General features: G+C 49.5%; 23 protein-coding genes and 1 riboswitch. Of the genes, 9 read left to right on the forward strand and 14 right to left on the reverse strand.

The features are described from left to right. Positions 1-15: 15 nt before the first annotated feature. The 3 genes from EST55_RS06370 to EST55_RS06380 all read right to left on the reverse strand — a co-directional run bounded on the left by EST55_RS06370 (position 16) and on the right by EST55_RS06380 (position 3,774). Positions 16-876 carry a DUF5694 domain-containing protein gene (locus EST55_RS06370; protein ID WP_205702580.1) on the reverse strand — a complete coding sequence of 287 codons (861 nt, stop codon included), beginning with the start codon at positions 874-876 and terminating at the stop codon, positions 16-18. Positions 877-1,001: 125 nt separating this feature from the next. Next, a complete protein-coding gene (locus EST55_RS06375) occupies positions 1,002-2,369 on the reverse strand; it encodes a diguanylate cyclase (RefSeq protein ID WP_129496871.1) in 1,368 nt (455 codons plus the stop codon). Between the two features lie 82 nt (positions 2,370-2,451). Continuing rightward, positions 2,452-3,774: an MFS transporter gene (locus EST55_RS06380; RefSeq protein ID WP_129496872.1), complete on the reverse strand. Its 1,323-nt coding sequence runs from the start codon at positions 3,772-3,774 to the stop codon at positions 2,452-2,454. A 191-nt stretch (positions 3,775-3,965) separates the two neighbouring features. Between EST55_RS06380 and narL the strand changes: the two genes are divergently transcribed. From narL to EST55_RS06395, 3 genes are all read left to right on the forward strand, one after another. Beyond that, complete coding sequence (gene narL / locus EST55_RS06385) at positions 3,966-4,619, forward strand: two-component system response regulator NarL (protein WP_100691001.1); 654 nt, start codon at positions 3,966-3,968, stop codon at positions 4,617-4,619. Next, positions 4,616-5,839 (forward strand): gephyrin-like molybdotransferase Glp, encoded by a 1,224-nt coding sequence (gene glp / locus EST55_RS06390; protein WP_129496873.1) that lies wholly within the window; start codon positions 4,616-4,618, stop codon positions 5,837-5,839. Before narL ends, glp begins: the two co-directional genes overlap by 4 nt. Positions 5,840-5,904: 65 nt before the next feature. Further along, positions 5,905-7,503: a thiamine pyrophosphate-binding protein gene (locus tag EST55_RS06395; RefSeq protein WP_129496874.1), complete on the forward strand. Its 1,599-nt coding sequence runs from the start codon at positions 5,905-5,907 to the stop codon at positions 7,501-7,503. Here EST55_RS06395 and modC read toward each other — a convergent pair. From modC to moaA, 9 genes are all read right to left on the reverse strand, one after another. After that, positions 7,493-8,548 (reverse strand): molybdenum ABC transporter ATP-binding protein, encoded by a 1,056-nt coding sequence (gene modC / locus EST55_RS06400; RefSeq protein ID WP_129496875.1) that lies wholly within the window; start codon positions 8,546-8,548, stop codon positions 7,493-7,495. The two genes, EST55_RS06395 and modC, sit on opposite strands and share 11 nt — an antisense overlap. Further along, positions 8,542-9,228 (reverse strand): molybdate ABC transporter permease subunit, encoded by a 687-nt coding sequence (gene modB / locus EST55_RS06405; protein ID WP_129496876.1) that lies wholly within the window; start codon positions 9,226-9,228, stop codon positions 8,542-8,544. Before modB ends, modC begins: the two co-directional genes overlap by 7 nt. Beyond that, positions 9,215-9,991 (reverse strand): molybdate ABC transporter substrate-binding protein, encoded by a 777-nt coding sequence (gene modA, locus EST55_RS06410; RefSeq protein ID WP_129496877.1) that lies wholly within the window; start codon positions 9,989-9,991, stop codon positions 9,215-9,217. The genes modB and modA overlap by 14 nt, the downstream gene beginning before the upstream one ends. A gap of 6 nt (positions 9,992-9,997) precedes the next feature. Beyond that, on the reverse strand, positions 9,998-10,477 hold the full coding sequence (gene moaE / locus EST55_RS06415; protein WP_198511830.1) for a molybdopterin synthase catalytic subunit MoaE: 480 nt from the start codon (positions 10,475-10,477) through the stop codon (positions 9,998-10,000). Continuing rightward, the gene (locus EST55_RS06420; protein WP_129496878.1) at positions 10,477-10,725 is read right to left on the reverse strand and encodes a MoaD family protein; all 249 of its coding nucleotides are present in this window, start codon (positions 10,723-10,725) and stop codon (positions 10,477-10,479) included. The genes moaE and EST55_RS06420 overlap by 1 nt, the downstream gene beginning before the upstream one ends. Beyond that, positions 10,722-11,210 carry a cyclic pyranopterin monophosphate synthase MoaC gene (moaC, locus tag EST55_RS06425; protein WP_129496879.1) on the reverse strand — a complete coding sequence of 163 codons (489 nt, stop codon included), beginning with the start codon at positions 11,208-11,210 and terminating at the stop codon, positions 10,722-10,724. The genes EST55_RS06420 and moaC overlap by 4 nt, the downstream gene beginning before the upstream one ends. 7 nt (positions 11,211-11,217) lie before the next feature. Continuing rightward, complete coding sequence (gene moaB, locus EST55_RS06430) at positions 11,218-11,724, reverse strand: molybdenum cofactor biosynthesis protein B (RefSeq protein ID WP_129496880.1); 507 nt, start codon at positions 11,722-11,724, stop codon at positions 11,218-11,220. Then, on the reverse strand, positions 11,711-12,274 hold the full coding sequence (locus EST55_RS06435) for a molybdenum cofactor guanylyltransferase (RefSeq protein ID WP_129496881.1): 564 nt from the start codon (positions 12,272-12,274) through the stop codon (positions 11,711-11,713). Before EST55_RS06435 ends, moaB begins: the two co-directional genes overlap by 14 nt. Position 12,275: 1 nt before the next feature. Continuing rightward, positions 12,276-13,253 (reverse strand): GTP 3',8-cyclase MoaA, encoded by a 978-nt coding sequence (gene moaA / locus EST55_RS06440; protein WP_129496882.1) that lies wholly within the window; start codon positions 13,251-13,253, stop codon positions 12,276-12,278. Then, a riboswitch (molybdenum cofactor riboswitch) is annotated at positions 13,242-13,395 on the reverse strand. It overlaps the preceding gene by 12 nt. A 155-nt stretch (positions 13,396-13,550) precedes the next feature. On the opposite strand from moaA, the gene EST55_RS06445 reads away from it, so the two are divergent. The 6 genes from EST55_RS06445 to EST55_RS06470 all read left to right on the forward strand — a co-directional run bounded on the left by EST55_RS06445 (position 13,551) and on the right by EST55_RS06470 (position 20,205). Continuing rightward, positions 13,551-14,852: a U32 family peptidase gene (locus tag EST55_RS06445; RefSeq protein ID WP_129496883.1), complete on the forward strand. Its 1,302-nt coding sequence runs from the start codon at positions 13,551-13,553 to the stop codon at positions 14,850-14,852. Beyond that, entirely contained in the window at positions 14,849-15,034 is a 186-nt protein-coding gene (locus EST55_RS06450) for a 4Fe-4S binding protein (protein WP_053954289.1), read from the forward strand. The genes EST55_RS06445 and EST55_RS06450 overlap by 4 nt, the downstream gene beginning before the upstream one ends. A 98-nt stretch (positions 15,035-15,132) precedes the next feature. Further along, the gene (locus tag EST55_RS06455) at positions 15,133-15,822 is read left to right on the forward strand and encodes a helix-turn-helix domain-containing protein (protein ID WP_240665261.1); all 690 of its coding nucleotides are present in this window, start codon (positions 15,133-15,135) and stop codon (positions 15,820-15,822) included. Between the two features lie 19 nt (positions 15,823-15,841). Further along, entirely contained in the window at positions 15,842-17,014 is a 1,173-nt protein-coding gene (locus EST55_RS06460; RefSeq protein ID WP_129496884.1) for an acyl-CoA dehydrogenase, read from the forward strand. A 9-nt stretch (positions 17,015-17,023) separates the two neighbouring features. Beyond that, positions 17,024-19,207 carry a thiamine pyrophosphate-dependent enzyme gene (locus EST55_RS06465; RefSeq protein ID WP_129496885.1) on the forward strand — a complete coding sequence of 728 codons (2,184 nt, stop codon included), beginning with the start codon at positions 17,024-17,026 and terminating at the stop codon, positions 19,205-19,207. Further along, the gene (locus EST55_RS06470; protein WP_129496886.1) at positions 19,204-20,205 is read left to right on the forward strand and encodes a malonyl CoA-ACP transacylase; all 1,002 of its coding nucleotides are present in this window, start codon (positions 19,204-19,206) and stop codon (positions 20,203-20,205) included. Before EST55_RS06465 ends, EST55_RS06470 begins: the two co-directional genes overlap by 4 nt. Before the next feature lie 13 nt (positions 20,206-20,218). Here EST55_RS06470 and EST55_RS06475 read toward each other — a convergent pair whose 3' ends face one another. Both EST55_RS06475 and deoD read right to left on the reverse strand, forming a co-directional pair. Further along, positions 20,219-22,642 carry a bacteriohemerythrin gene (locus EST55_RS06475; RefSeq protein ID WP_129496887.1) on the reverse strand — a complete coding sequence of 808 codons (2,424 nt, stop codon included), beginning with the start codon at positions 22,640-22,642 and terminating at the stop codon, positions 20,219-20,221. Positions 22,643-22,779: 137 nt separating this feature from the next. After that, positions 22,780-23,490, reverse strand: a complete 711-nt coding sequence (deoD, locus tag EST55_RS06480) for a purine-nucleoside phosphorylase (RefSeq protein WP_129496888.1) — start codon at positions 23,488-23,490, stop codon at positions 22,780-22,782. Between the last annotated feature and the right edge of the window lie 40 nt (positions 23,491-23,530).

Raw genomic sequence — 23,530 nt, forward strand, 5'->3', positions numbered from 1 at the left:
AAAGAAGATTTCTTATTATTTGGAAGTGCTCAAATACTTTTCTAAAGGCTCTCGCTTATACTCAGGCGACGCATCAAAAAATAAGTTCAGAAGATTCATATGTCCTGAACCGAAGATGACTAAGATCCTATCCCCAGGCTGGGTTGGAACTCGTTGGATATTTCTGAAGATCCTTAGGTTTCTATTAAACCAACGACCTGTCTCAAAGTCAGCGCCAAAGTACTCATTTTCTTCATTTTCAAACTTAAAGTGACCAATCAAATAGTTACCAAGCGATTTTTTGATGTGTTTTTCATTGTTTATACGTAATAACTCCGCCGTAATACTTTGTGACTTATACACTGGATTTCCGGTATCGTAACGCAGTGCGTTATCTGAATTATTTTTATAATACTTACCGAACTCAGCTACTTTAACTTCATCGTTAAGCACTTTGTCGACTTGGGGATATATTTTCCCCCAAGTATCTACAGCGAACAATGTTTTATGCCCTAGCTTTTCCGCGAGCCGAAACCCAAGTTGATAGACCTCGCTGCGTGGGAGTTGGTTAGGCTGTGTTGGTGTATTAGATAAGTAGTTTTTGTAACTATCAGACAGCTCTTTTTGCTTTTCAGTCTTATGCTCGACAACAATATGTGTTGGGCTAAAAGTTTTTAACTGCTGCGCGATAACTTCAAGTTGTCTTTGATACTTGTTCGATAAAACATCAATTTTGCTGTCATCTTTAACCTTCACAACATCGAGGTTAGGGAAGTTGAAATGAAAGGTTCCTAAGGTAACGACTCGGATAGGCTCTGCCTGTTGCGGTGATGTTTTCCCGAAGCTCACCGAGGAGATTAGAAGCAGTGATAAAGCCAAAATAACTTTAAAAATCATTTCATTAACGAATTAAGTAAGTGATGGAGGCAATTTTACCTGCTGCCAGCATACGAGCAATGGGAAAAGTGTAACTAGCTATGATCTTGGCTGTGGTGACCTCTTCGGTTTAGCAACTACTCGCATCACTCATCCCCTTCATGCCACTGGACTTGGTTTCGTCCTCCGTCTTTACTGCGATATAACGCTATATCCGCCCTTTTGTAGGCACTATTAAATTCATCCTCTTCCGTCAACTGAGTAACGCCAATTGATGCGGTAATTGAGACATTTTGCTCATTTCCAATATCCACAATCATATCTTCTACTGATGTTCGAACCTTTTCTAATACATCCGCTGCCGTTTTAAGCGGGATATCTTCCAATATAATCGCAAACTCTTCTCCCCCGACTCTTGAACAAAAATCACTCACCCTCACCAGCTCAGCAATTGTTCGAGCAGTTTGCTGCAAAACTTTATCGCCTGCGTCGTGGCCATAAGTGTCATTAACGCTTTTGAAGTGATCGATGTCGATAATTGCAAAGCAGGAGACATTATTTGCTGACGTTTTGTGAGCTTGCAGTTCAGCAAAGCGCTCCGTAATAAAAAGTCGATTGGTCAGCCCGGTTAAAAAGTCGGTATAGGCGAGCTTTTCAAGCCTTTTGGTTTTTGAAGAGTTAATAATGATAGTTTCAATAGCAGAGCAAATTAGGCCTACTAACTCAATATCTAATTCTGTGAAAGGCGTTATGCGAGTTTCAGGACTAGTAAAATTGAGCGTTCCCCAAACCTTACCGTTAATCCTTACGGGAAGGCCTAAATACGTCTCAAGTTTGAATTTATCAAAGCAAGGGTGTCCTGAGTACTCTTCACTGTCGGAAGCGTGAGCGGTAGCAATTACCTCGTCAGCCGCGAGGGTCACCGAGCAATAAGTCTCACCTAATTCAAACTTTGTGTCCGGTGGAATAGGGTCGCCTTCCGAGTACGCATATTTTACGATGTAGTCGTGTCCGTCGACAAAGCTCACAATACCTGTTTGGACGTTGAGGTAGTGACAGCCTAAGCGTAATAACTTGTTAATTCGATCTGTAGAGAGCGTCTTAGATTGTCTATTAACGACATCATGTACCGCTCGCAGTACTTCTGCAGCGCTTGCATAATCCGTAATATCATTGATAACCGCAAAGAAGCCATTGACTGTTTTTTCAGCCCCCTCGAAGTTAGGGACGTATTTAACGTCAAGCTGCAACGTTCTGCCATCGTTCAAAACGACTTTATCGACAAAACTTAACTCCTCTCCCTTAAGCACTTTGTCATGCAGCTGCGATATTTTTTCGTAACTACTACGCCCGACAATTTCCGCTATTGTTTTGCCCTTAAGCTCCTTTAATTTCACACCAAAGAAACGCTCGTAAGCTTCATTCACATATTTATACCGACGTTGATTATCTACGTACGCCAACATAAAAGGCAGTGCTTTCGATAGCTTTTTGAAGGAGCGATCTATTTTCATGACGAGCGACCTTTTAAAAAAGTAATGCTAAACTACTTAAATAAAACACGACCCGTGTCAAACCTCAACTTATTTACTGACTCTACGGATTATAAAACTGCGCATGTTTGCGCAGGTACATCCAGCCATTGAGTATGACGCCCGCTAAGTAAAAGACAACAAAGTCGACAAACACTAGGTCGAGTGACTGTGACTCTAGCGCTATAGTGAAGCGAAATGGCAGGTAAACGGCGCCGAGCATAGCGACGGTTCCCGCCCAGGTAAGTACTTTATGGGTGTAAGCTCTGGGGAAAACTTTGGTCATGGTGACTACCACGGAGCCATTGCCTAATGCGCTGGTGAATACCAAACCCATCATGCTAATGAAAAAGGGTTCGAAATAGAGTTCGGCAGTGTCGTTTTGCGCTAAGTAAAGATACCACCCCGCCACGGCTCCGAAGACTATCATTAGCAGCAAGCTAATTTGTGTCACTACCGCACCACCGAATATACCAGCCAGCCAGCGACCAAAAGGCCTTGCTAACAACGCAATAAACGGAGCCATCCAAACCAAAATAAGCGTGCTATAACCAAAAACTAACTCCAGCACGAGAGGCAACACCATGGCAAAACCGATGAAACTGCCAAAGGTCATGTTGTACAAAATACTGCAATACCACACATGAGCATTACGCAATAATTGACTGTCCGACTGGGCTTTCTCGGACGGAGTTTTTTGGGGTGATAGCCAGGCAACACCAATGCTCAGCAACGCCATAGCTGCAAACACAAACATCCATAGCGCACTGATGGTGCTCAACATTATGGGCTGACCGGCATCGACCCGCGAGAAAAAGTGCCCGCTACTGCGCTCTAAAATCAGCCCGGATTGCATAAAGTCGGCTTGCCAGGTCGACAAGAAAGGAATAATTAACTGAGCGGTAAACATGGCAAATATCATCATGCCAATAACCAGACTCATGGACATAGGCAGGCGTTCAGTTTCTTTGTCTCGCCGGGTTAAATCGAAAGCCGGAGCAAACATCATGCAGCCAACACCCGACAGCGCCGCTAACCCCATTAAGTTGACGTAACTCACCTCAAATAAAGAAAAAGCCTGCCAACTGAGCAGTGACAACCCCAATAACAATACATTAGTAGCCGCGGGTTTCCATGGGCCGAGTAAACGCCCCAGAAATATACCCACAAAACGAAACGCGGCGCCGCTAACACCTGCCAGCCCCACCAACAACATGAGCTGTGACGGATCCAGTGACAAATTGGACTTTGCCAATAGCACCACAATAACGCTCCAGCTAGCCCAGTGTGTCACACCGAGCAAAAGCGTTGTTAATGTGGTCCAGCGAGTAGCCGATGTACTTTGCATATACAGGTCGCTATTGGCTAATGTAGGGTTTTGAATCATAGTGAAACTTTGACCTGTGCCCGACAAATGCGCAACTTGCATCATTAGTTAGTTGGCGGGTTATTGTGAGGTAGGCAACTACCCTTTTTTAGGTAGTTTTTGGTTCAAAATGGGCAAGTCGGGGTGTTTGCGATGAATTTACACACGACCTATGTCAAACTATCAACAGTTTGTTATTTAGGGAGAAAATCATGACAACCGAAGCAGCCAGTATCATGTTGGTGGACGACCACCCATTGCTACGAAAGGGGCTTAAACAACTGATTGCCATGGAAGACGACATGCAAGTTGTTGCGGAGGCCAGTAGTGGCGCAGACGCTTTAAAGCTCGCGGAAGAGCACGACCCTGACTTAATTGTTCTGGACTTGAACATGCAGGGTATGGACGGTATTGAAACGCTGAAAAAGCTGCGCGACAACGGCGTTACCTCTCGTATTATTATGCTGACAGTCAGCGACGCAGACGACGACGTGGTTGCGGCCATAACCAATGGTGCCGACGGTTACCTGTTAAAAGATATGGAGCCAGAGCTGCTATTGGAGCAAATACACCGCGCAGTGACCGGAAAAATGGTCTTAAGCGAAGCCATTACTGAAATTCTGGCAACGGCGTTGCGCCAACCAACCAAGTCGCCAAGCTCGCAGCTAAGCTCGCTGACTAATCGCGAGTATGAAATTCTAAGCCTTATTGCGAAAGGCATGAGCAACAAGGTCATCGCGCGCGAACTGGATATTTCTGACGGTACGGTGAAAGTACACGTTAAACATTTACTGAAGAAACTCGGACTGCGCTCGCGTGTTGAAGCGGCAGTCTGGATGGTTAACCAACAAGGTGAGCAGGAATGAGTCAACCACTCAAGCCCGTTACAGAAGCGCTGGCAGAGATGCTAGCTGCCGTTGAAATAACCAAAGAAAAAGAAGTCATAGAGCTTAATGATGCGCATGGTCGCATTCTTAGCCGACCTGTCAATTCAACGCTGGACGTGCCCGGTTATGACAATTCTGCCATGGATGGTTATGCCGTTCGCTGCAAGGAAGCTCAGAGCGGTACGCGTTTAATCATAGCGGGTGTTGCGTCGGCTGGTCATCCGTTTAATGACAAAGTGGAAGCTGGTCAGTGTGTGCGCATTATGACCGGTGCACCGGTGCCAGAAGGCTTTGACGCCGTGGTTATTCAAGAAAACACTGAGGCAGCAGACAACAGCAGCGTTGTCATTAATAAAGCCCCCTCGGAAGGCGAAAACATTCGCTTGCGCGGCAGTGACATGTCCGTGGGTGAAGAAGTGATTGCCGAGGGCACAAAACTCAGTGCCATTGATATTGGCCTGTTGGCGTCATTAGGCGTGGCGGAAGTACCGGTCTTTAAAAAGCCCAAAGTCGCCGTATTCTCTACCGGTGATGAACTGGTCGCTCCCGGAGGCAAGCTGGCCGAAGGACAAATTTACGACAGCAATCGCTACTTGTTGAAAGCCATGCTCAGCAACTTGCCGGTTGATGTTGTCGATCTAGGGTGTTTGAAAGACGACTTAGACGCGCTGCAAAAGGCGCTGTCTGAAGCGGCAAGTAACTGTGACGCCATTATTACCAGTGGCGGCGTGTCTGTCGGCGATGCTGACTTTACTAAAGATGCGTTAGAGCAACTCGGCGAGGTCAACTTCTGGAAGGTGGCCATGAAACCCGGCAAACCCTTCTCCTTTGGGAAACTCGGTAACGCCTGGTTCTTTGGTCTGCCGGGAAATCCGGTTGCCGCAACGGTGACCATGGATCAGCTCGCACAGCCTGTGCTCAGACATCTAAGCGGTGAGAAGCACTTTAAGCCGCTGGCACTTAACGCGGTTGCGTCAGCGCCACTGAAGAAGCGTCCTGGACGTGCGGACTACCAACGAGGCTTCTACGAGCAGAATGCGCAAGGCGAACTGACGGTTAGCAGCGCTGGCTCACAAAGTTCTGCGGTATTGAGTACGGTGAAAAAAGCCAACTGTTTAATATTGTTAGAGCAGGAGCAAGGCGCCGTGGAACAAGGTGATACGGTTAAGGTTCTGCCTTTTTCACGCCTGTTTGATTAAAGTTTGATCAGCATCAATTCAGCCAACTGAAAAACATGGACACTGTCCTGCTCAAGGAGGTGTCCATGCAATTTACCGACGTATTACTCGACCAACTCAATAAGCTAGGCATTAAAGAGTTATTTGGCATTCCCGGCGACTTTATTCTGCCGCTGTTAAGTGACATTCAAAAGCGCAGTGACATACCCTTTCATTATTTGAGTCACGAGCCCGCCATTACTTTTTGTGCTGATGCCGCCGCGCGTATTACCAACCGCCCCGCTGCTGTGTTTTTAACCTATGGTGCCGGTGCTTTAAATGCGGTGAATGCAGTGGCTCAGGCCTATGAAGAGCATGTTCCTCTCATTGTTATTGCAGGCTTTCCTGCTCAGAAAGAGATTGATCGCGGACTGCATATACACCATCAGGCGAAACATACCGACTCACAGTCGCGGGTGTTCGAACAAGTCACCTGTTACCAAACGCGTATCGACTCCCCGGAAACAGCAACCGCTCGTTTGCAAAATGCCTTGTCGGAATGTCAGCGGCAATCTCGACCTATTCTGATTGAAGTAGCGCGTGATGCCTTTGCCTATGAGGTCGCTGAACCGGAAGACTGGCCGAAGCCTGCAATGCCGTCACTTGAACTAACCAGTCTGAACGCCCAAATTAAGGAACGCCTGCAAAAGGCCAAAAATCCAGTGATTCTTGCGGGTGTTGATGTGCGTCGCTTTCATGTTTCAGCGGCTTTAGAAAGCTTTAGTGAGAAAACCGGCATACCGATTGTCACCACCTTTTTAGGCCGTTCAGTTATTAACGTGAAACACCCGAACTACACTGGCGTATTTTTGGACGACAGCGACTCCGCCGCTTATCAGCTGCTGACAGACGCCGACTTGATACTGTCGGTTGGCATTATTCGCACCGACAGCAATTTCGCGGCACACAACTATTTGCTCCACGAAGAAAAGCTGCTCGATTTGCAACAAAACCGCTGCCGAGTCGGTAAAAGTCAGTACCATCAGGTGAATTTAAAAACCGTACTGGAAAGCCTCAACCAAGCGTCGTTGCCGTGGTTCGGTCGTTCTGTATCTAGAGTGAGCGAGCCGACAGTAGCCGAGGGTAAGTTCACCGCCGACCATGCTATTCGAGTCATTCACAAAACACTTGAGTCCTCAGAAGACACCGTGCCCTTTGTAACGGACGTTGGCGACTGTTTATTTGCTTCATTATTAGCACAGCCAAGTCTGTGCCTTGCGCCAGCGTATTATGCGTCCATGGGCTACGCCGTTCCTGCGGCCTATGGCATTCAAGCCGCCACCGGTATGCGACCGATGGTTCTGGTCGGCGACGGCGCGTTTCTAATGAGCGGGTTAGAGCTTGGGCATTTCCAACGACATAACTACGCCCCCATTGTGGTGCTTTTCAACAACAAACGTTGGGACATGATTCAGGCGTTTGCACCAGACTTAGGTTGTACCGACTTAACCGGTTGGGATTATCAAAAGCTCAGCGAAAGTATGGGCTGTGAGTATCATTCAGCAAACAACGAAGAACAATTAGAAACAGCGGTGGAAAATGCACTAAAACAAACGCAAAAAGTCTCGTTTATTGAGGTAGCACTTGCTGCTGACGCGCGCACTGAGCGTTTAGATCGATTTGCGTACCGTTTTCTTAATGCATAGCGGCGGCTTTGAACGACGCATAAACCCACTGCCCCGGCTGCAAATCTAACCGCTCGGCAGAGGCTTTGGTTATTAGCGCCCGAAGCTTCTGCCCGGCGACTTCAAGCAGCACAATAACCTCGGCGCTGTGCTCAGCGCTTTCAAACCCCTGAACTTGAGCCTTAACCTGATTCGTCAATGAGGTCGACTCAATAAAGTGAGTAGCAATGCTAACGTCCCGCGCCCACACCAACAAACGACGGGTACTCTCTATCGTTTCGCCAACTTGAGGTAGCGTGAGGGTTTGATCGCCCAGCATCCAGGTCGACATTCCCTCAGTTCGGTTATTGTTAACTAAAGACTCTGAGACATTCAATACCGACAACGGGCCTTCAGAGTGACCGGACAGTTCAGCAATTTGTTCCTGTAAAGTACCGCTGGAGACGATTCTCCCCCGCTCCATCAGCACGAGGTTGTCAGCCAGGTGCACCACCTCATCAACATGATGTGTCACCACAATAATCGGTAAACTAAAGCGCTGCTGAATTTGCTTTAAGTAGTCCATAATGTTGCGTTTGGCTTTGTTATCCAGCCCATTCATAGGTTCGTCGAGTAATAACAACTCAGGTTGTGACAACAGCGCCCGGCCTAAGGCGACACGCTGTTGCTGACCACCCGACAACTGACTCGGCATGCGATTTAACAAGTCCTGCAGCGACAATATGGCAACAACGTCTTGCTCTGAAATAGCCGCTGCCCGGTTTTTGGGAAGGCCATACAGCAAGTTCTGCCGCACGGTTTGTGTCTCGAATAAGTGTGCCTTTTGAAACACCAAAGCCAACCGCCGATACTCCGGCTTTCGCATTTTTGAGTCATTCAGCCAAGGCTGCTCGCGCCAGGTGATGTGCCCTTCTGCCTTGCTGATAACGCCCGCTATGGTTTTCAGCAAAGTGCTTTTACCGCAGCCCGACGGTCCAAAAATGGCGGTCACACCGGCATCGGAAAATTGCTGCTCAACCGCAAGCTGAAAACTTCCCAGAGACACCTTCACAGAAACATCTAGCATAGTCGCGTCTCGCTTTTAGTTGAACGCTTTTGCCAACCGTAAACCAACACCAGAACCGCAAAGGAAAATACCAGCAACCCTAAAGACAGCTGGTGCGCAGCGTCATAATTCATGGCTTCTGCATGGTCGTATATCAGCACTGACAGCACTTGCGTTTCGCCGGGTATGCTGCCGCCCAACATTAAAATGACGCCAAATTCACCCAACGTATGTGCAAAACTGAGCGTTGCCGAGACTAAAAATCCTCCTCGACAATATGGCACCACAATGGTCCAAAAGCGTCGCCAAGCGCCCGCCCCCAGAGTCGCCGCGACCTGTAACTGCTCGTCGTCGATGCGACGAAACGACTCAACTAGCGGCTGTACCGCAAAGGGCAATGAGTAGATGATAGATCCAACCAAAATACCCTCGAAACTGAAGGCTAAATGATTCAGCCCGAGAGATTCCAGCGTTTCACCAATAAAGCCGGTGGGACCAAGCCATAAGAGCAAATAAAAACCCAGCACTGTGGGCGGTAAAACTAAAGGCAACGCGACTGCTGCTTGAACGGACGCTACAAGCCAGCCACTACGCCGCGCTAACCACCAGGCCAAAGGCGTGGCAACGAGCAACAAAATGGCGGTGCTGGCAACGCCCAATTTTAAGGTGAGCCAAACGGCTTGCCAGTCAGCCTCTGCCATGCATCGGTTCCTTATCGGTTGTCAGCTTATTGACAGGCTCTATACCGTAACGGCGTTTTAACTGGGTTATTTCCGGTTGCTGCATAAATTGACTGAAACGAGTAGCGAGCTGTGTATTTTTAGCGCCAGCAATAACCGCATGCTGCTGCTTAAGCAGGTGTTTGTCTTTCAAAGGCAGGATTTTCATCCGCTGCGCCGCATCGGTGCCTTGCTCAATGAGTGACAACGCCACAAACCCATAGTCGGCCGCACCCGAGCGAACCATGTGCATCACCTGCGCAACATTTTCCGCATACACCAACGACGGACTGACCTGCTCGTAGACCCCCTCTGATTTTAAGTAGCTAACAGCCGCCTTTCCAAAAGGTGCGTGTTTAGGCTGAGCAATAGCCACCGCTTTGCCCTTCATCAGGGTTTCTAACGGCCTAACAAAAGGCTCTTGCGAATTAGCAGACGCCAGCAGCACCAGTTGCCCATAACCGTCAGTCATCACCCTACCGGTAAGCTCACCCGCCTGCTCTAGTCGAGCCATATAAGCTGAGTTCGCCGAGAAATACAGATCATAAGGCGCACCGTGCTGAATTTGCGTGGCCAACTTGCCAGACGAACCGTAAATAACGCTCACATCAACTTGCTCGGCTTGCTCAAATCGCTGCACGATATCGTCGAGTAACAAACGATAATTAGACGCCGCCGCGATGGTTAAATCCGTAGCGCTCGCAAGCAAAGGGAATGACATTAAAAGACAAAGCAACCCGCGCATTCAACCCTACTCCTGTGAACTCGTGTCACTGTTACGCCAATGATCAGCTGCTTGTTGGTCAGAGCTCTTTGCCTCAACCCATTGCTCGCCCGCCTGCGTGTATTCTTTTTTCCAGAACGGCGCCTGAGTTTTCAGATAATCCATAACAAAGCTGGCGGCATCAAAGGCTTGCTGACGGTGTCCACTGGCAACGCCAACAAACACAATTTGCTCGTTCAGCGGCAAGTAACCGACCCGGTGAATCACCGTCACACCGTGCAGCGGCCAACGCTGACTTGCCTCTTTCACAATCGCGCCCAGCGCCTTTTCGGTCATGCCTGGATAGTGCTCAAGCTCAAGGCCTTTTAACTGGCCGTCTGGTGTGTTGCGTACCAAGCCGGAAAAAGTCACTACCGCACCGCTGGCGCTATTTGCTGACAGCCGTTCATATTCTTTAGCGACAGAGAAATCATCTTCCTGCACCTCAATACGGGTGAGCATCGTCATTATCCCCCGGTTACCGGCGGAAACAGCGCCACTTCGTCACCCGCTTTTACGCTCGCCGACAAGGGCAACATGTCCTGATTCACCGCACATAGCAGTTGATACCGTTCCAGCTCCTTCTGGTGCTTGTCGGACTGCTGCTTCAGTGTCTTAATAATATCTTCCACAGTATGAATACCCGTTGGCTCCAGCGCCATTTCAGAGGTGCCTAAACGTTCCCGTAACACCGCAAAAAACTTCACTTTAATCATAGCGGCTTGCCTCCTCGCTGCCAGTGTCCGCGTTTACCGCCCTCTTTTTCCAGTAAGCAAGTGTCGGTGATGACCATAGCCGGATCGACGGCTTTACACATGTCATATACCGTAAGCGCTGCGACAGATGCTGCCGTTAAGGCTTCCATTTCGACACCGGTTGTACCGGTGACTTTGCATAAACTTTGGATGCGTACTTCGCCTTTGTCGCGATCGAGTTCGAACTCAATGCTCACTTTGGTCAGCGCCAGCGGATGACACAAGGGTATTAAATCGCTGCATTTTTTCGCCGCCATAATGCCGGCAATGCGCGCAGTGGCTATGACATCGCCCTTTTTCGCTGCCGCTGCCTCTAACAATTCAACGACATCGCTGCGGGTTTTTACCTTACTTTGCGCAACAGCAACCCGGGTTGTGGTGGCCTTATCGGCAACATCCACCATGTGGGCTGCGCCCTGTTCGTTCACATGGGTTAATTCACTCATTGCAACCTCACACTAAATGTCCGACAAAATTACAGGGGCCCTGGCGCGCATCAATTTGCGGAGCCAGCAATTTTTCCCAAGCCAGCCTTGCCGCACCGCCTGAGCCAGGAACCGCAGCTATCAGCGTTTTATTCGCCAGGCCAGCAAACGCGCGCGACTGCATGCTCGACGTACCAATATCCTCAAAAGACAGCTGTCGAAACAGCTCCCCAAAACCGTCAATATGTTTGGCTAACAACGGTTCAATCGCGTCCTGAGTCACATTATCCGCAGCAAACCCCGTTCCGCCATTCGTGATAATGACATGAATATTGTCATCGGCAATCCACTGACTAATAACCGCTCTTATCTGGTAAAAGTCATGCGATGAAATGCGGCGCTCAACCACCGAATGCCCAGCTTCTGTCGCCAGCTCATCCAGCAAGTCGCCGGTGGTGTCATCACTGACAGTACGTTTATCGGACAATGTTAAAACAGCGATATTTAAAGGCTTAAACGACTTATTTGCCTTCATGGTAAGTCTCCTCACTGCGCCAGAACGTCGACCATTGCTCTGGCGTGTTGGTGTTATACAGGGTTCTCTCGTCTACGCGCGGCAATGCTGTGGCGCGAGTGTATTTAAGTAAAGCGTAGACCGACAGCCGGCCATTGTCAGAACGAAGTTGGTGCTCAATGTAGTCTTTCAGATCGGTCGTTCGTTTCAGAGCACAGGGCAAGGCACAGTCTTCGAAATACGCTGATCCCGATGCACTGGCTAGCGTGCGCATGGCCTCGACGGTTAAGCCGGGCATATCGACAGGAACCACTAAAACCCGGGAATGCTGACATTCTGGTAAGCCGGCGTGCAGACCTGACAACGGTCCTTTGTCAGTAATTATGTCTTGCGTGTAGCCACTTTCATTGCGGCTAACAACGACATCGTCACAACCGGCTCGGTACATTTTATCGACCATAATATCGAGCAGTGGCGTTTCGCCCACCGGCAGTAAGGCTTTATCGGTGCCCATGCGACGAGAACGTCCACCAGCCAAAAGCAGTCCGCTAAACGGAATTTCCCCCGACATGTTAACCGCCTATCATCGCTAAATGGCGAGTTGCTCCACTGTTGCCTTCATGCAAACCGTGCGTGGCTTTTTTCAGCATGACGTTATTGCGAAGGGCATTAATTAACGGTTGCGGATCATCGTCCTGCAAATACTGGCGAATGTCCTGATGCTGCTCGGTAAACAAACACAAGAACAATTGCCCTAAACTGGAGACGCGTAAGCGGTTGCAGTCGTCACAGAAGTCTTTGCTGTAGGGCATTATCAAACCCATTTTGCCCTTGTAGTCCGGATGTGCGAACTCTTGTGCCGGCCCCGCGTTGTCTGCTCTTGACGTCAGCGACCAACCTTCGTTCAGCAAGCGTTCCTTAATATCCTGACCGCTTACGTGCTGGCGCTGATAGTAGTCGGCGTTATCGGTGGTGCGCATAAGCTCGATAAAGCGCAGTGCCACATTACGGTCTTTGATAAATTTGAGAAACTCAGGCAGCTCGCCACCATTGTACTGTTTCAACAACACAGTGTTGACTTTAACGGTTGCAAAATCCATATCCACCGCCTGATCAATACCTTCGATAATCTCCGGCAGCTTATTCTGACCGGTGACCAAGTGGAACGTACCCGGATCCAGGCTATCGACACTGACATTAATGGCGTCGAGACCGGCTTCTTTCCAGTCCTGTAAGTCGCGCTTCATGCGATAACCATTCGTCGTAATGGCCACTTTCTCAATACCCGGCACCGACTTACAGGTCGCGATAATTTCGCTTAAGTCTTTACGCAGGCAAGGTTCACCGCCGGTTAAACGAATTTTGGTGGTGCCCAGCTTGGCAAATGCGGTCACCAACCGGCGAACTTCCGGCAGGGTAATTTCGTATTTACGAGAGCTACAGTCAGGACCGTCAGGAAGGCAGTAATCGCAGCGAAAGTTACAGCTTTCAGTCAGCGACAGTCGCAAATAGGTGAAGCGACGCGAGAAGCGATCTTGTAATGGTTGCATATTCACACCTTTCCAAATGTCGGGAGGTACCTTCGTTTCCAAATGCACCCTGGTGGCAGAATTACCACGGCATACTGTTCATACCCTTGCGTTTGTCTTGCGAAAAGGGGTTAGAGCCAGCAGCTCGGCGTAGTGAGGAAAGCTTAGTAGAAAGGTGTTGCCACCGAAATTCCCAGGAAGAGAGGGGCAGAATACCACCTAAGGGGTAGACCTTGGCCATGGAGCTTGATTTGCATCAAATTGAGCGCCCGTGAAATTTGCTAATCTTTGCCGCCACTTTGGTCATACAGGTGTTTTATGTCTGCATCAGCCGCTAATTTCCGCCCTGAACTGCTTTGCCCCGCCGGTAGCCCGGAAGCGATGCGCATGGCTTTTGCTTATGGTGCGGATGCCGTTTATGCCGGCGAGCCACGTTACAGTCTACGTGTACGAAATAACTCTTTCACGCTGGACAACTTAGGTGATTGCATTGAAGAAGCCCACGAACGCGGTAAGCGTTTCTACGTGGTCGTCAACATCGCACCGCACAATACGAAATTAACGCGCTTTGTCGAGCACATGCGTACTATTGTGGACATGCAGCCCGATGCGTTAATTGTATCTGACCCCGGCGTAGTGATGTTGTTGCAGGAGCATTTTCCAAGTCAGCCTCTGCACTTGTCGGTTCAGGCCAATACCATTAACTGGGCGGCGCTGAAGTTCTGGCAGAAACAAGGCATTGAACGGGTCATTCTATCGCGCGAACTGGGTTTAAAAGAAATTGCCGAAATGCGCCAGCAGGTGCCGGACATTGAAGTCGAAGTGTTCGTACATGGCGCTCTTTGTATGGCGTATTCCGGCCGCTGTTTATTGTCGGGTTATATGAACAAACGCGACCCGAACCAAGGCGCCTGCACCAATGCCTGTCGCTGGGGCTATGAAGTGCACGAAGCCAAAGAAAATGCCGTCGGGCAGTACGACCCGGTGCTACTTGGTGACCCTAAAAAACCGCAAGACTTAATGCTGCTCGACGAAGACCAACACGGCTCTTACATTATGAATTCAAAGGACTTGCGCGCCGTTGAATACGTTAATGATTTGGTGCAAATGGGTGTGCATTCGCTAAAAATCGAAGGTCGAACTAAGTCCGACTATTATATTGCCCGCACCGCCCAGGTATACCGTCAAGCCATTGATGATGCGGTTGCCGGTAAGCCCTTTGACCCAACGTTGCTGAACGACTTAGAAGGTATGGCCAATCGCGGTTTTACCGCTGGTTTTTTGCAACGCCATACACCGCACGACTTACAAAACTACGAACGCTCACATAGCGAAGGGCAACACTTATTAGTTGGCCAGCTTTGTGATGCGCATGGCGACGGTCGTTACCAAGTGTCCGTAAAAAATGGTTTTGCCATTGGCGATGAACTTCTGCTAATGACACCGAACGGTAATCATCGCTTTCAGCTGGTGGATATGACTTCAACACGAGACGAAGCCATGATTCGCGCGCCCGGTTCTGGTTATACCGTGGTGTTAAACACCCCAGTCACCATTGATGAAAAAGACATCCCCTACTGTTTCCTGGTCAAAGAAAACCTTGCGAGGAAGGCGGCATGATCAAAATAAACGACGGTTGCATTAACTGCGATATGTGTGAGCCCGAATGCCCTACAGAAGCCATTGCGATGGGCGACGACATTTACGAAATAAATCAGGACAAGTGTGTTGAATGCGAGGGGTATTACGACACGCCTAACTGTTATGCGGTTTGCCCGGTAGAGGCAGTCGATATTTTATAAGCAAAGGGGTATGTCCCCCCCTCTCTTTAGAGGTACATAAATCAATTGGAGGGTTTTGTATAGTGAGCCAGGTCAATAATACAGTCGATGAGATGACTATGCGTACTCCAATTCAATGTAATCAATGCAGCATGCAATCTATTTGTGTACCTGCGGGGCTTATTCCCAGCGATGTCGAAATTCTCGATAAAAGCAGCCGCGAGCCGCACTTATACAATAAGCGCAGTGTGGTATTTAGCGAAGGCGAAGCGTTGAACTCCGTTTTTGCGATAAAAAGTGGCTCGGTGAAATGCTACACCATAGACAGCAATGGTAAGCAGCAAATTACCAGCTTTCATATGGTGGGCGATATTGTCGGGCTTGAGTCTCTTGCCAGCGGCAACGCCAGCACTTATTGCGAAACGTTGGAAACCTCCATGCTTTGTGAAATTAAACTGGGCAAACTGTTTGCACAGGAGCTTCCCAAAGTAGAAGGGAACTTGATGCGCCTAATGAGTCGTCGCCTGGGCAACAACAGCAAGCATTATTTAAACATTGTGAACACCAGCGCTGAGCAGAAAGTGGTGTCTTTTTTACTTTCAATAAGTACGCACATGCAGCAACATGGGCTGTCCCGCAGTGAGTTCCGGCTGCCAATGACTCGCACCGATATCGCCAATTATCTGGGTTTGGCAGTTGAAACGGTCAGCCGTATATTTACTGCATTGAAAGAGCAAGAGCTCATTCAAACCAAACAGTCCATTTTAACAATTAATGATTTAAGCGCATTGGAGCGTCGCGTCGCTTAAGCGCTAAGCAGGAGGTTACATGTCATCCGCTGGGTTTAACTGGTCCGATCCACTCAACTGGCAAAACGCACTCACTGATGAAGAAAAAATGATTCAGGAAAGCGCGCATCAGTACGCACAAGAAAAGTTGATGCCACGAGTACTGGAAGCCAACCGCAACGAGAACTTTGATCGCGCCATCATGAGTGAGCTGGGTGAGATGGGCCTGCTGGGCTCAACGTTACCGGAAGAATATGGCGGCAGCGGTGTGAACCACGTTAGCTACGGCCTTATTGCCCGCGAAATTGAGCGCGTTGACAGCGGCTACCGCAGTGCCATGAGTGTGCAGTCTTCCTTAGTCATGCACCCTATTTATACCTTTGGTACCGAAGCACAACGTAAAAAGTATTTGCCGAAACTCGCCAGCGGCGAATGGGTCGGCTGCTTTGGTTTAACCGAGCCTGACTCCGGCTCTGACCCTGCCAGTATGCGCACGGTCGCGAAGCGCACCGACAACGGTTATGTGCTGTCCGGCTCGAAAATGTGGATAACCAACTCGCCTATCGCGGATGTATTTGTCGTATGGGCGAAACTCGACGGCGAGATTCGCGGTTTTGTTCTGGAAAAAGGCATGAAAGGTCTGAGCGCCCCGAAAATTGACGGGAAATTCTCACTTCGTGCGTCTATTACCGGCGAAATTGTTATGGATGGCGTTGAAGTATCAGAAGACCATATTTTCCCGGAAGTGAAAGGCTTAAAAGGCCCATTTAGCTGCCTCAATAAAGCGCGTTACGGCATTGCCTGGGGTTCACTGGGGGCGGCTGAATTCTGCTGGCACGCTGCACGTCAATACACGCTGGAGCGCAGTCAGTTTGGCAAGCCGCTGGCGGCAAACCAGCTTATTCAGAAAAAGCTGGCGGACATGCAAACGGAAATTAGCTTAGGTCTATTGGGCTGCTTGCAAGCCGGTCGCGAACTGGACAACGGCACTTTGAACCCTACGGCTATTTCACTGATTAAGCGCAACAGCTGTGGTAAAGCGTTGGATATTGCCCGCCAGTCTCGGGACATGCACGGCGGTAACGGTATTGCCGACGAGTATCATGTTATTCGTCATGTCATGAACTTAGAGGCTGTAAATACCTACGAAGGTACCCACGACATTCACGCATTAATTCTCGGTCGGGCGCAAACCGACATTCCTGCATTTTAAGAGGTTATTATGCGCAGCGAACCCGATGGTTGGCAGCAGGACTTTATTGAACGGGTGGCGCAAGGCGATTTGCCTGCGCCGTTATCCGTCGACAGCCAGTTAAGCGATGAGCAACTGTTCTCGCTGTTTCACAGTCAAGCCACTAGTCGCTTCGCAGACTTAGAGTCACGCCGCTTACAACGTCAGGGAAAAAGTTTTTATACCATTGGCAGTGCCGGCCACGAAGCCAATGCGGCCATTGCTGCTGCAATAAAGCTCACTGACCCTGCATTTTTGCACTATCGAAGCGGCGCTTTCTTCCTACAAAGAGCTAAGCAGCTTGAAGGTAGCCACCCACTTTACGATTTAATGCTGTCGTTTTGTGCCTCCAGCGAAGATCCTATTTCCGGTGGTCGTCATAAAGTGTTAGGCAGCCTCAGCCTGAATATTCCACCGCAGACTTCGACTATCGCCTCGCATTTACCCAAAGCCATGGGTACGGCTTACGCCATTGGCCTTAGTCGACGCACAGCGCACGATGGTACCTGGCCTGACGACGCAATAGTGGTGTGCAACTTTGGTGATGCCTCAGCCAACCATTCCACAGCCGTTGGTGCCATGAACGCCACCGGCTGGGCTAGCTATCAGGGCATGCCCATGCCTATTTTGTACGTGTGCGAAGACAATGGCATTGGCATCTCCACACGGACACCTAACGGCTGGACGCAACAACAGTTACAAAGCTATACCGGTATTCGCTATTATTTTGCCAACGGCGGCGATGCCATAGAAACCTATCGGGTGGCTCAGCAGGCGTCTGACTATATTCGGCGAACCGGTAAACCGGCGGTTTTGCATTTAAAAACCCAGCGATTCTTTGGTCATGCCGGTGCGGATGCTGAAATTGCCTACCGCACCAAAGAGGATATTGAGCAGGCGTTTGAGGCCGACGTGTTACTGCAAACCGCGGCGCAAATTATTGCCCGGGGCATTTGCCCGGCGCAAGAACTCAGTGAGCGCTTAAGCCGCTGGCAACAGCAAATATCGCGTGTTGCAGTCGATGCGTCCTCGCGACCGAAACTCACCTGCCCTGACGATGTTATGGCCTCAATACAGCCGTCATCGGGCTGCCATACGCCATTGCCTGATGCGCCCAAACCCACTAAGAGTGTACTGGCGTTCGACAAGCGTAATTGGGGTAAACCGCAGCCTCTGGGGAAAATGATTAACTGGGCACTGCATGAAGCAATGTCGCGGTGTAAAAACGCCCTGGCCTTTGGTGAAGACGTCGGCAAGAAAGGCGGCGTGTACCACGTGACGAATCAACTCTTTGATCAATTTGGTCCGAATCGGGTTATCAATACACTGCTCGATGAGCAAAGCATACTCGGGCTGGCTATTGGTCTTGCGCAACAAGGCTTTTTGCCGATACCGGAAATTCAATTTTTAGCCTACGTACATAATGCTGAAGACCAAATTCGGGGCGAAGCTGCGACCTTGCCGTTTTTCTCGAACGGCCAATACCATAACGGCATGGTCATTCGTATTGCCGGCCTGGCCTATCAAAAAGGCTTTGGCGGACACTTCCACAACGACAACTCCTTTGCTGTTTTCAGAGACATTCCCGGGGTTGTTGTCATGTGCCCCTCTAACGGATACGACGCCGTATTAATGATGCGTCAGGCGATAGAACTCGCTCATGTGCAAAAACGCGTGGTCATATTTTTAGAGCCCATTGCGCTTTATATGACTCGGGACTTACTCGAAGAAGGCGACAACGGCTGGCTCAATGAATTTCCGCCTGAAAGCGCAAAACTTCCGGCATTCGGAGAGCCCGGCAGTTACGGCTCCGGCGACGAGCTGACCATTATTACCTATGGCAATGGCTATTACCTGTCGCGCCAGGCGTGTGCGGAGCTGTCATTAGAGCAACGTATTCGTATTCTCGATTTGCGTTATTTAGTGCCACTGGATATCGATAAGGTCATTTCAGCTTTAGGCGATAGCAAACAACTACTGGTTGTCGACGAGTGCCGCCAGCGCGGATCTTTGAGCGAGGAGCTGGTCACCGCGTTACATGAGAGCCTGGACGGGCTGCATATTGACCGTATTACCGCGAAAGACTGCTTTATTCCGCTGGGTGGCGCCGCCAATACGGTGTTACCGCAAAAAGCGGACATTATCGAATATTTGAAGGAACAACTGTCGCTATGAAACAAACCGCTGTTGTCGTTTGCCCCGGACGTGGCGGCTATAACAAGCCAGAGCTAGGCTCTATTGGACGCCGACACTTACCGCAACAAGCCAGGCTAATAGACACCTTTGATCGTGTACGTCAGCAACTTGGTTACCCCACAGTGAGCGAGCTCGACAGCGAACCTACTTTCAAGCACAAAGTCCACTACGCCCCGGAAAATTCGGCCGCGCTCATTTATGGCGCCGGTTATGCCGACTTTAAATCTATTGATACCAACCAGTACGACATTGTGGCCATTACCGGCAACTCTATGGGTTGGTACACGGCGCTAACATGCGCTGGTGTTTGGCAGCCTGACTCGGCTATGGAAATTGTCACAGATATGGCTCTGTGTACCGCAAAGGCCGACGGTGCGCAGTTAATTTACCCAGTAATGAATGAGCAGTGGCAACCCGACGCTGACAAACAAAGCGCCATTGACGCACTCATTCATGAGCATCCGGACGAACTGTTTTTATCCATTCGCTACGGTGGTTACGCCTTATTGGCAGGCACAACAGAGGCGATTCAAGCAGCAAGTAACACCTTAGAGCCCATTGATGACCGTTTTCCAATGATTCTGCCGGGTCATGCCGCGTTCCATTCACCGCTGATGTCTGACGCGTCAGAAGGCGCTCTGAAGCATTGGTCGGTGGATACATTTTCTCAGCCCAAGGTACCGTTAGTGGACGGCCGTGGCGTTATTTGGGAGCCCGGCGCAGTTAATAAAGAGACCTTGAAGCACTATACCTTTGGGCATCAGGTCACTGAGTGTTATGACTACAGCCGCGCTATTCGTGTGGCATTACGCGAATTTGCCCCGGACAAGCTGTTGCTCTTAGGGCCAGGAAACAGTCTGGGCGGTGCCACCGGTCAGGCGCTGGTTGCCATGGACTGGCGTGGTATTAACAGCAAAGACGCCTTTAGCACTGTGCAAGAAGGCGGCAACGCCCCAGTGATTAGCCTGGGGCTATAAGTTCCTATAAAAGTTAGCGAATGCCCTTGCCGTTTAGGTGGCTCTTGTACGCCATATCGCTTTTCATAATATGGTTCATTAGCCACGCTTTCACAAAGTCCAACAGCTCATCAATTACGTCTTCATGGTTATCGACGCGGTGTTTAAAGCGCATAACATCCTGCACTAAGTCCTTGTGTTTCACTTTGTGGTTTTCTAAATCCGGATAGCCGTTTCGCTCCATGAGCAGCTCTTCGTAATTAAAGTGCGTGGCCGTGTAGTTGATTAACGAGTCCACCAAGCGTTGCAGCGCATGCTGGTCGCCGTCGCGTAACTTCAGTCGATACAGCTCGTTAGCAATATAAATTAAGCGCTGATGCTGACGGTTAATTTCTTCAATGCCGACGTCCAGCTTCGAGGACCACTCAATAAGCACATCTTGCTCTTGTAAGCGTTTCTCAATAACGGCATTTTCAATGTAGTAACGGTCACCCAGCGACTTGATTTCACCGCCCAGAGTGGTTAGCTGAGCCGAGCTCTCCAACGCTTCCTGAGAGCGCTCATCTATCACTTTCGCGCTTTCTGACAGCGAGTTAACGTTTTCCTGAATGTTCATGGTCACTGCTGACTGCTCTTCTGCCGCAGAGGCAATTTGCGTATTCAGATCGTTAATCACACCCACGTTTTCAACAATGTCGGTCAGAGACATTGACGCCTTATTCGCGTGCTCAACGTTCTCACCGGCCAACGCTTTGTTCCGCTCCATGGTATGAACGGCATTTTCCGTATTACTTTCTAAGCGCCCAATAACGCTCTGGATTTCACCGGTCGACGCCTGTACACGTTGCGCCAGCTGACGAACTTCATCGGCAACCACCGCAAAGCCTCGCCCCGACTCGCCGGCACGCGCCGCTTCGATAGCCGCGTTCAGTGCTAACAAGTTAGTCTGGTCGGCAATATCGTTAATAGTCAGAAGAATTTTCGAAATGGCCTGACTGTCTTCCGATAAGGTTTTGATGACCTGTTGGGACTCAGACACCTCTTGCTCGAGCCGCTGAATAGCTTCGACCATAGTATTGACGACCTGCTGACCGTTTTGCGCCGAGGTCATGGTGTTGTCGGCTTCCGTGGCCGCTTTTTGGGTCGATTCAGATACTTCGCTGATAGCCGCAGTCATTTGTTCTACCGCTGCCGCCGCGCTTTGCATTTGTGCAGCCTGTTCTTTGGCACGCTCAGCTAACTCTTTTATGGCCTGATAGTTACCGTCTCCCAAGCGATCCATACCGTCGCTGGACTTACGAATCGCGTCAACCGAATAGCTGGTTTCTATGGCCACCGAATTGAGGTAGTCGGTAATTTTAGACAGCTCGTCTTTACCTTCTGCGACACCTAAGCTGTTCAAGTCGCCGTTAGCCAACTGCTTAGCCATATTGATATTCGCGGTTACCGCTCGATAAATGCCTAAATACAGGCTGGTGAATAGCAACAGTTGTAATAGCAATACCAGCGCCAGCAGCACAATGTTTTTCCAGATAACGCCATCCAGTTTATCCAGGCGTTCCGCCAAGCGCTGTTGGTACACCGGAATAATGGCATCATAGAAACCAAGTAACGTACCAATAGCCGCAGAGCCTTCACGGAAGAAGTCATCGGCAGACATAGTCCGACTCGCTAAATGCTGCGCCGCAGAACTACTAAACATAGACAGTTGCTGTTCTGCCGCTTTAGCGTGGCTCATTAAGGTTTCATCGTTATTATTGTCGGTAAGTGCTTCAACCGCCTGAACGAATTGTTCCACTTCACTTTCAAGGACGTAGCTTAAGGTCATGACCTGCTGCTGTGAGGCAGTACCAGAAGTGTTCAACCACTGGGCGCCCAGGCCACGTAACTGTCCGCTTAGTTCAACCAGCTGCGGTAATGACTCGGTGCTTAAACGCGCCAGTTGCAGACTGACCAAGTCGTCTTCCAATAACAGTTTGGCGTCAGTGCTGAGTTGTTTTAACGCTTGGTGCAGCTGTGCAATAAGCTGCGAATGTGAGTCAAACTTACCGGTAGATCCTTTCAACTGCTGCCAGCTGCGTTTAAACGCACTAACTCGGCTTTCAGATAGGCTTTCATAGCGGCTGGCTAAATCCGCTAACGCGTTTAAATGTTTATCAACGTGCTGTGCAGAACGCTGTATTTCTGTCGAAAAAGCACGGCGCTGCTCTGCCGTTCCAGTCATGCCCCGGTGCTTGGCGACATGTTCGAACAAGCCTTTAAACTCAGGCCAGTACATCGCCACTTGCTGCTTTTGTTCCAGCGCATCGCTTTTATTAAGGGAGTCACTTACGGTCAGCGCGCTTAGCACGATAACCGGCAAAAATAGCAAAAACCCAATCAGACTGAACTTTCGACGAAAACTCAGCACATTAAACAACTTTTGAATCGGTCGCGTCAGCCTATCCAACCACTTCATAACCACTCCACTTCAAGCGAATACATTTAGCGACAAACTCGCTATTGTGCCTATACATCGGCATTAGTCACATGAAATATAGGGTTATTACTTAATAGGTAGCTCTTTATTGATCTCAGTCAATAAATTTATTCAGCTTAGTAAATGACTGTGCTTTCTAAGACCATTTCGGTCATATCCTTAAACGCTGTTTGGCGCTCCAAAGCCGACAGTCCTCGCCCGGTTTGCAACTCATCAGATACCGTCATAACAGCCAACGCCTGGCGTTTGTGCACTGCCGCGGCGGCATAAAGCGCGGCAGCTTCCATATCCAGAGCCAATGCGCCCATAGCCTCGGCTTTCTGGTTCAACTTTTTATCCGGATGATAGAAACTATCAGTAGAAAACACATTACCGACGGCAATACGCTGATGACTCAAGTCGCAATGATTGACGAAACGGCTCAGCAAATTGTAGTCAGCAATAGGTGCAAAATCGTAATCACCAAACAGGTGTCGATTCATTGCAGAGTCCGTGCACGCTCCCTGAGCCACAACAATATCCCCGAGCGTCAAATGAGGAGCGACAGAGCCACAACTGCCGACACGAATCAGCTGCTGAACACCGTAATGTTGAAACAACTCCTGCGCGTACAACATACAAGAAGGCATGCCCATACCGGAGCCCATCACCGAAACCGGAACACCGCGATAGCTACCAGTAAACGCCAGCATATTGCGGGTATCACTAACAAGCACCGCATCACTTAGGTGTGTTTCGGCAATATGTTTGGCGCGTAACGGGTCTCCAGGGAAAAGACAAAGTTCGGCAAAAGCGCCTGGTTGTGCAGCAATATGAGGTGTGGTCATAGCAATTACTCTGATAGTTTTTTAACCAAAATAGATGACA

The organism is Idiomarina sp. 29L, from assembly GCF_004123135.1.
In the GTDB taxonomy this organism is placed as follows: Bacteria; Pseudomonadota; Gammaproteobacteria; order Enterobacterales; family Alteromonadaceae; genus Idiomarina.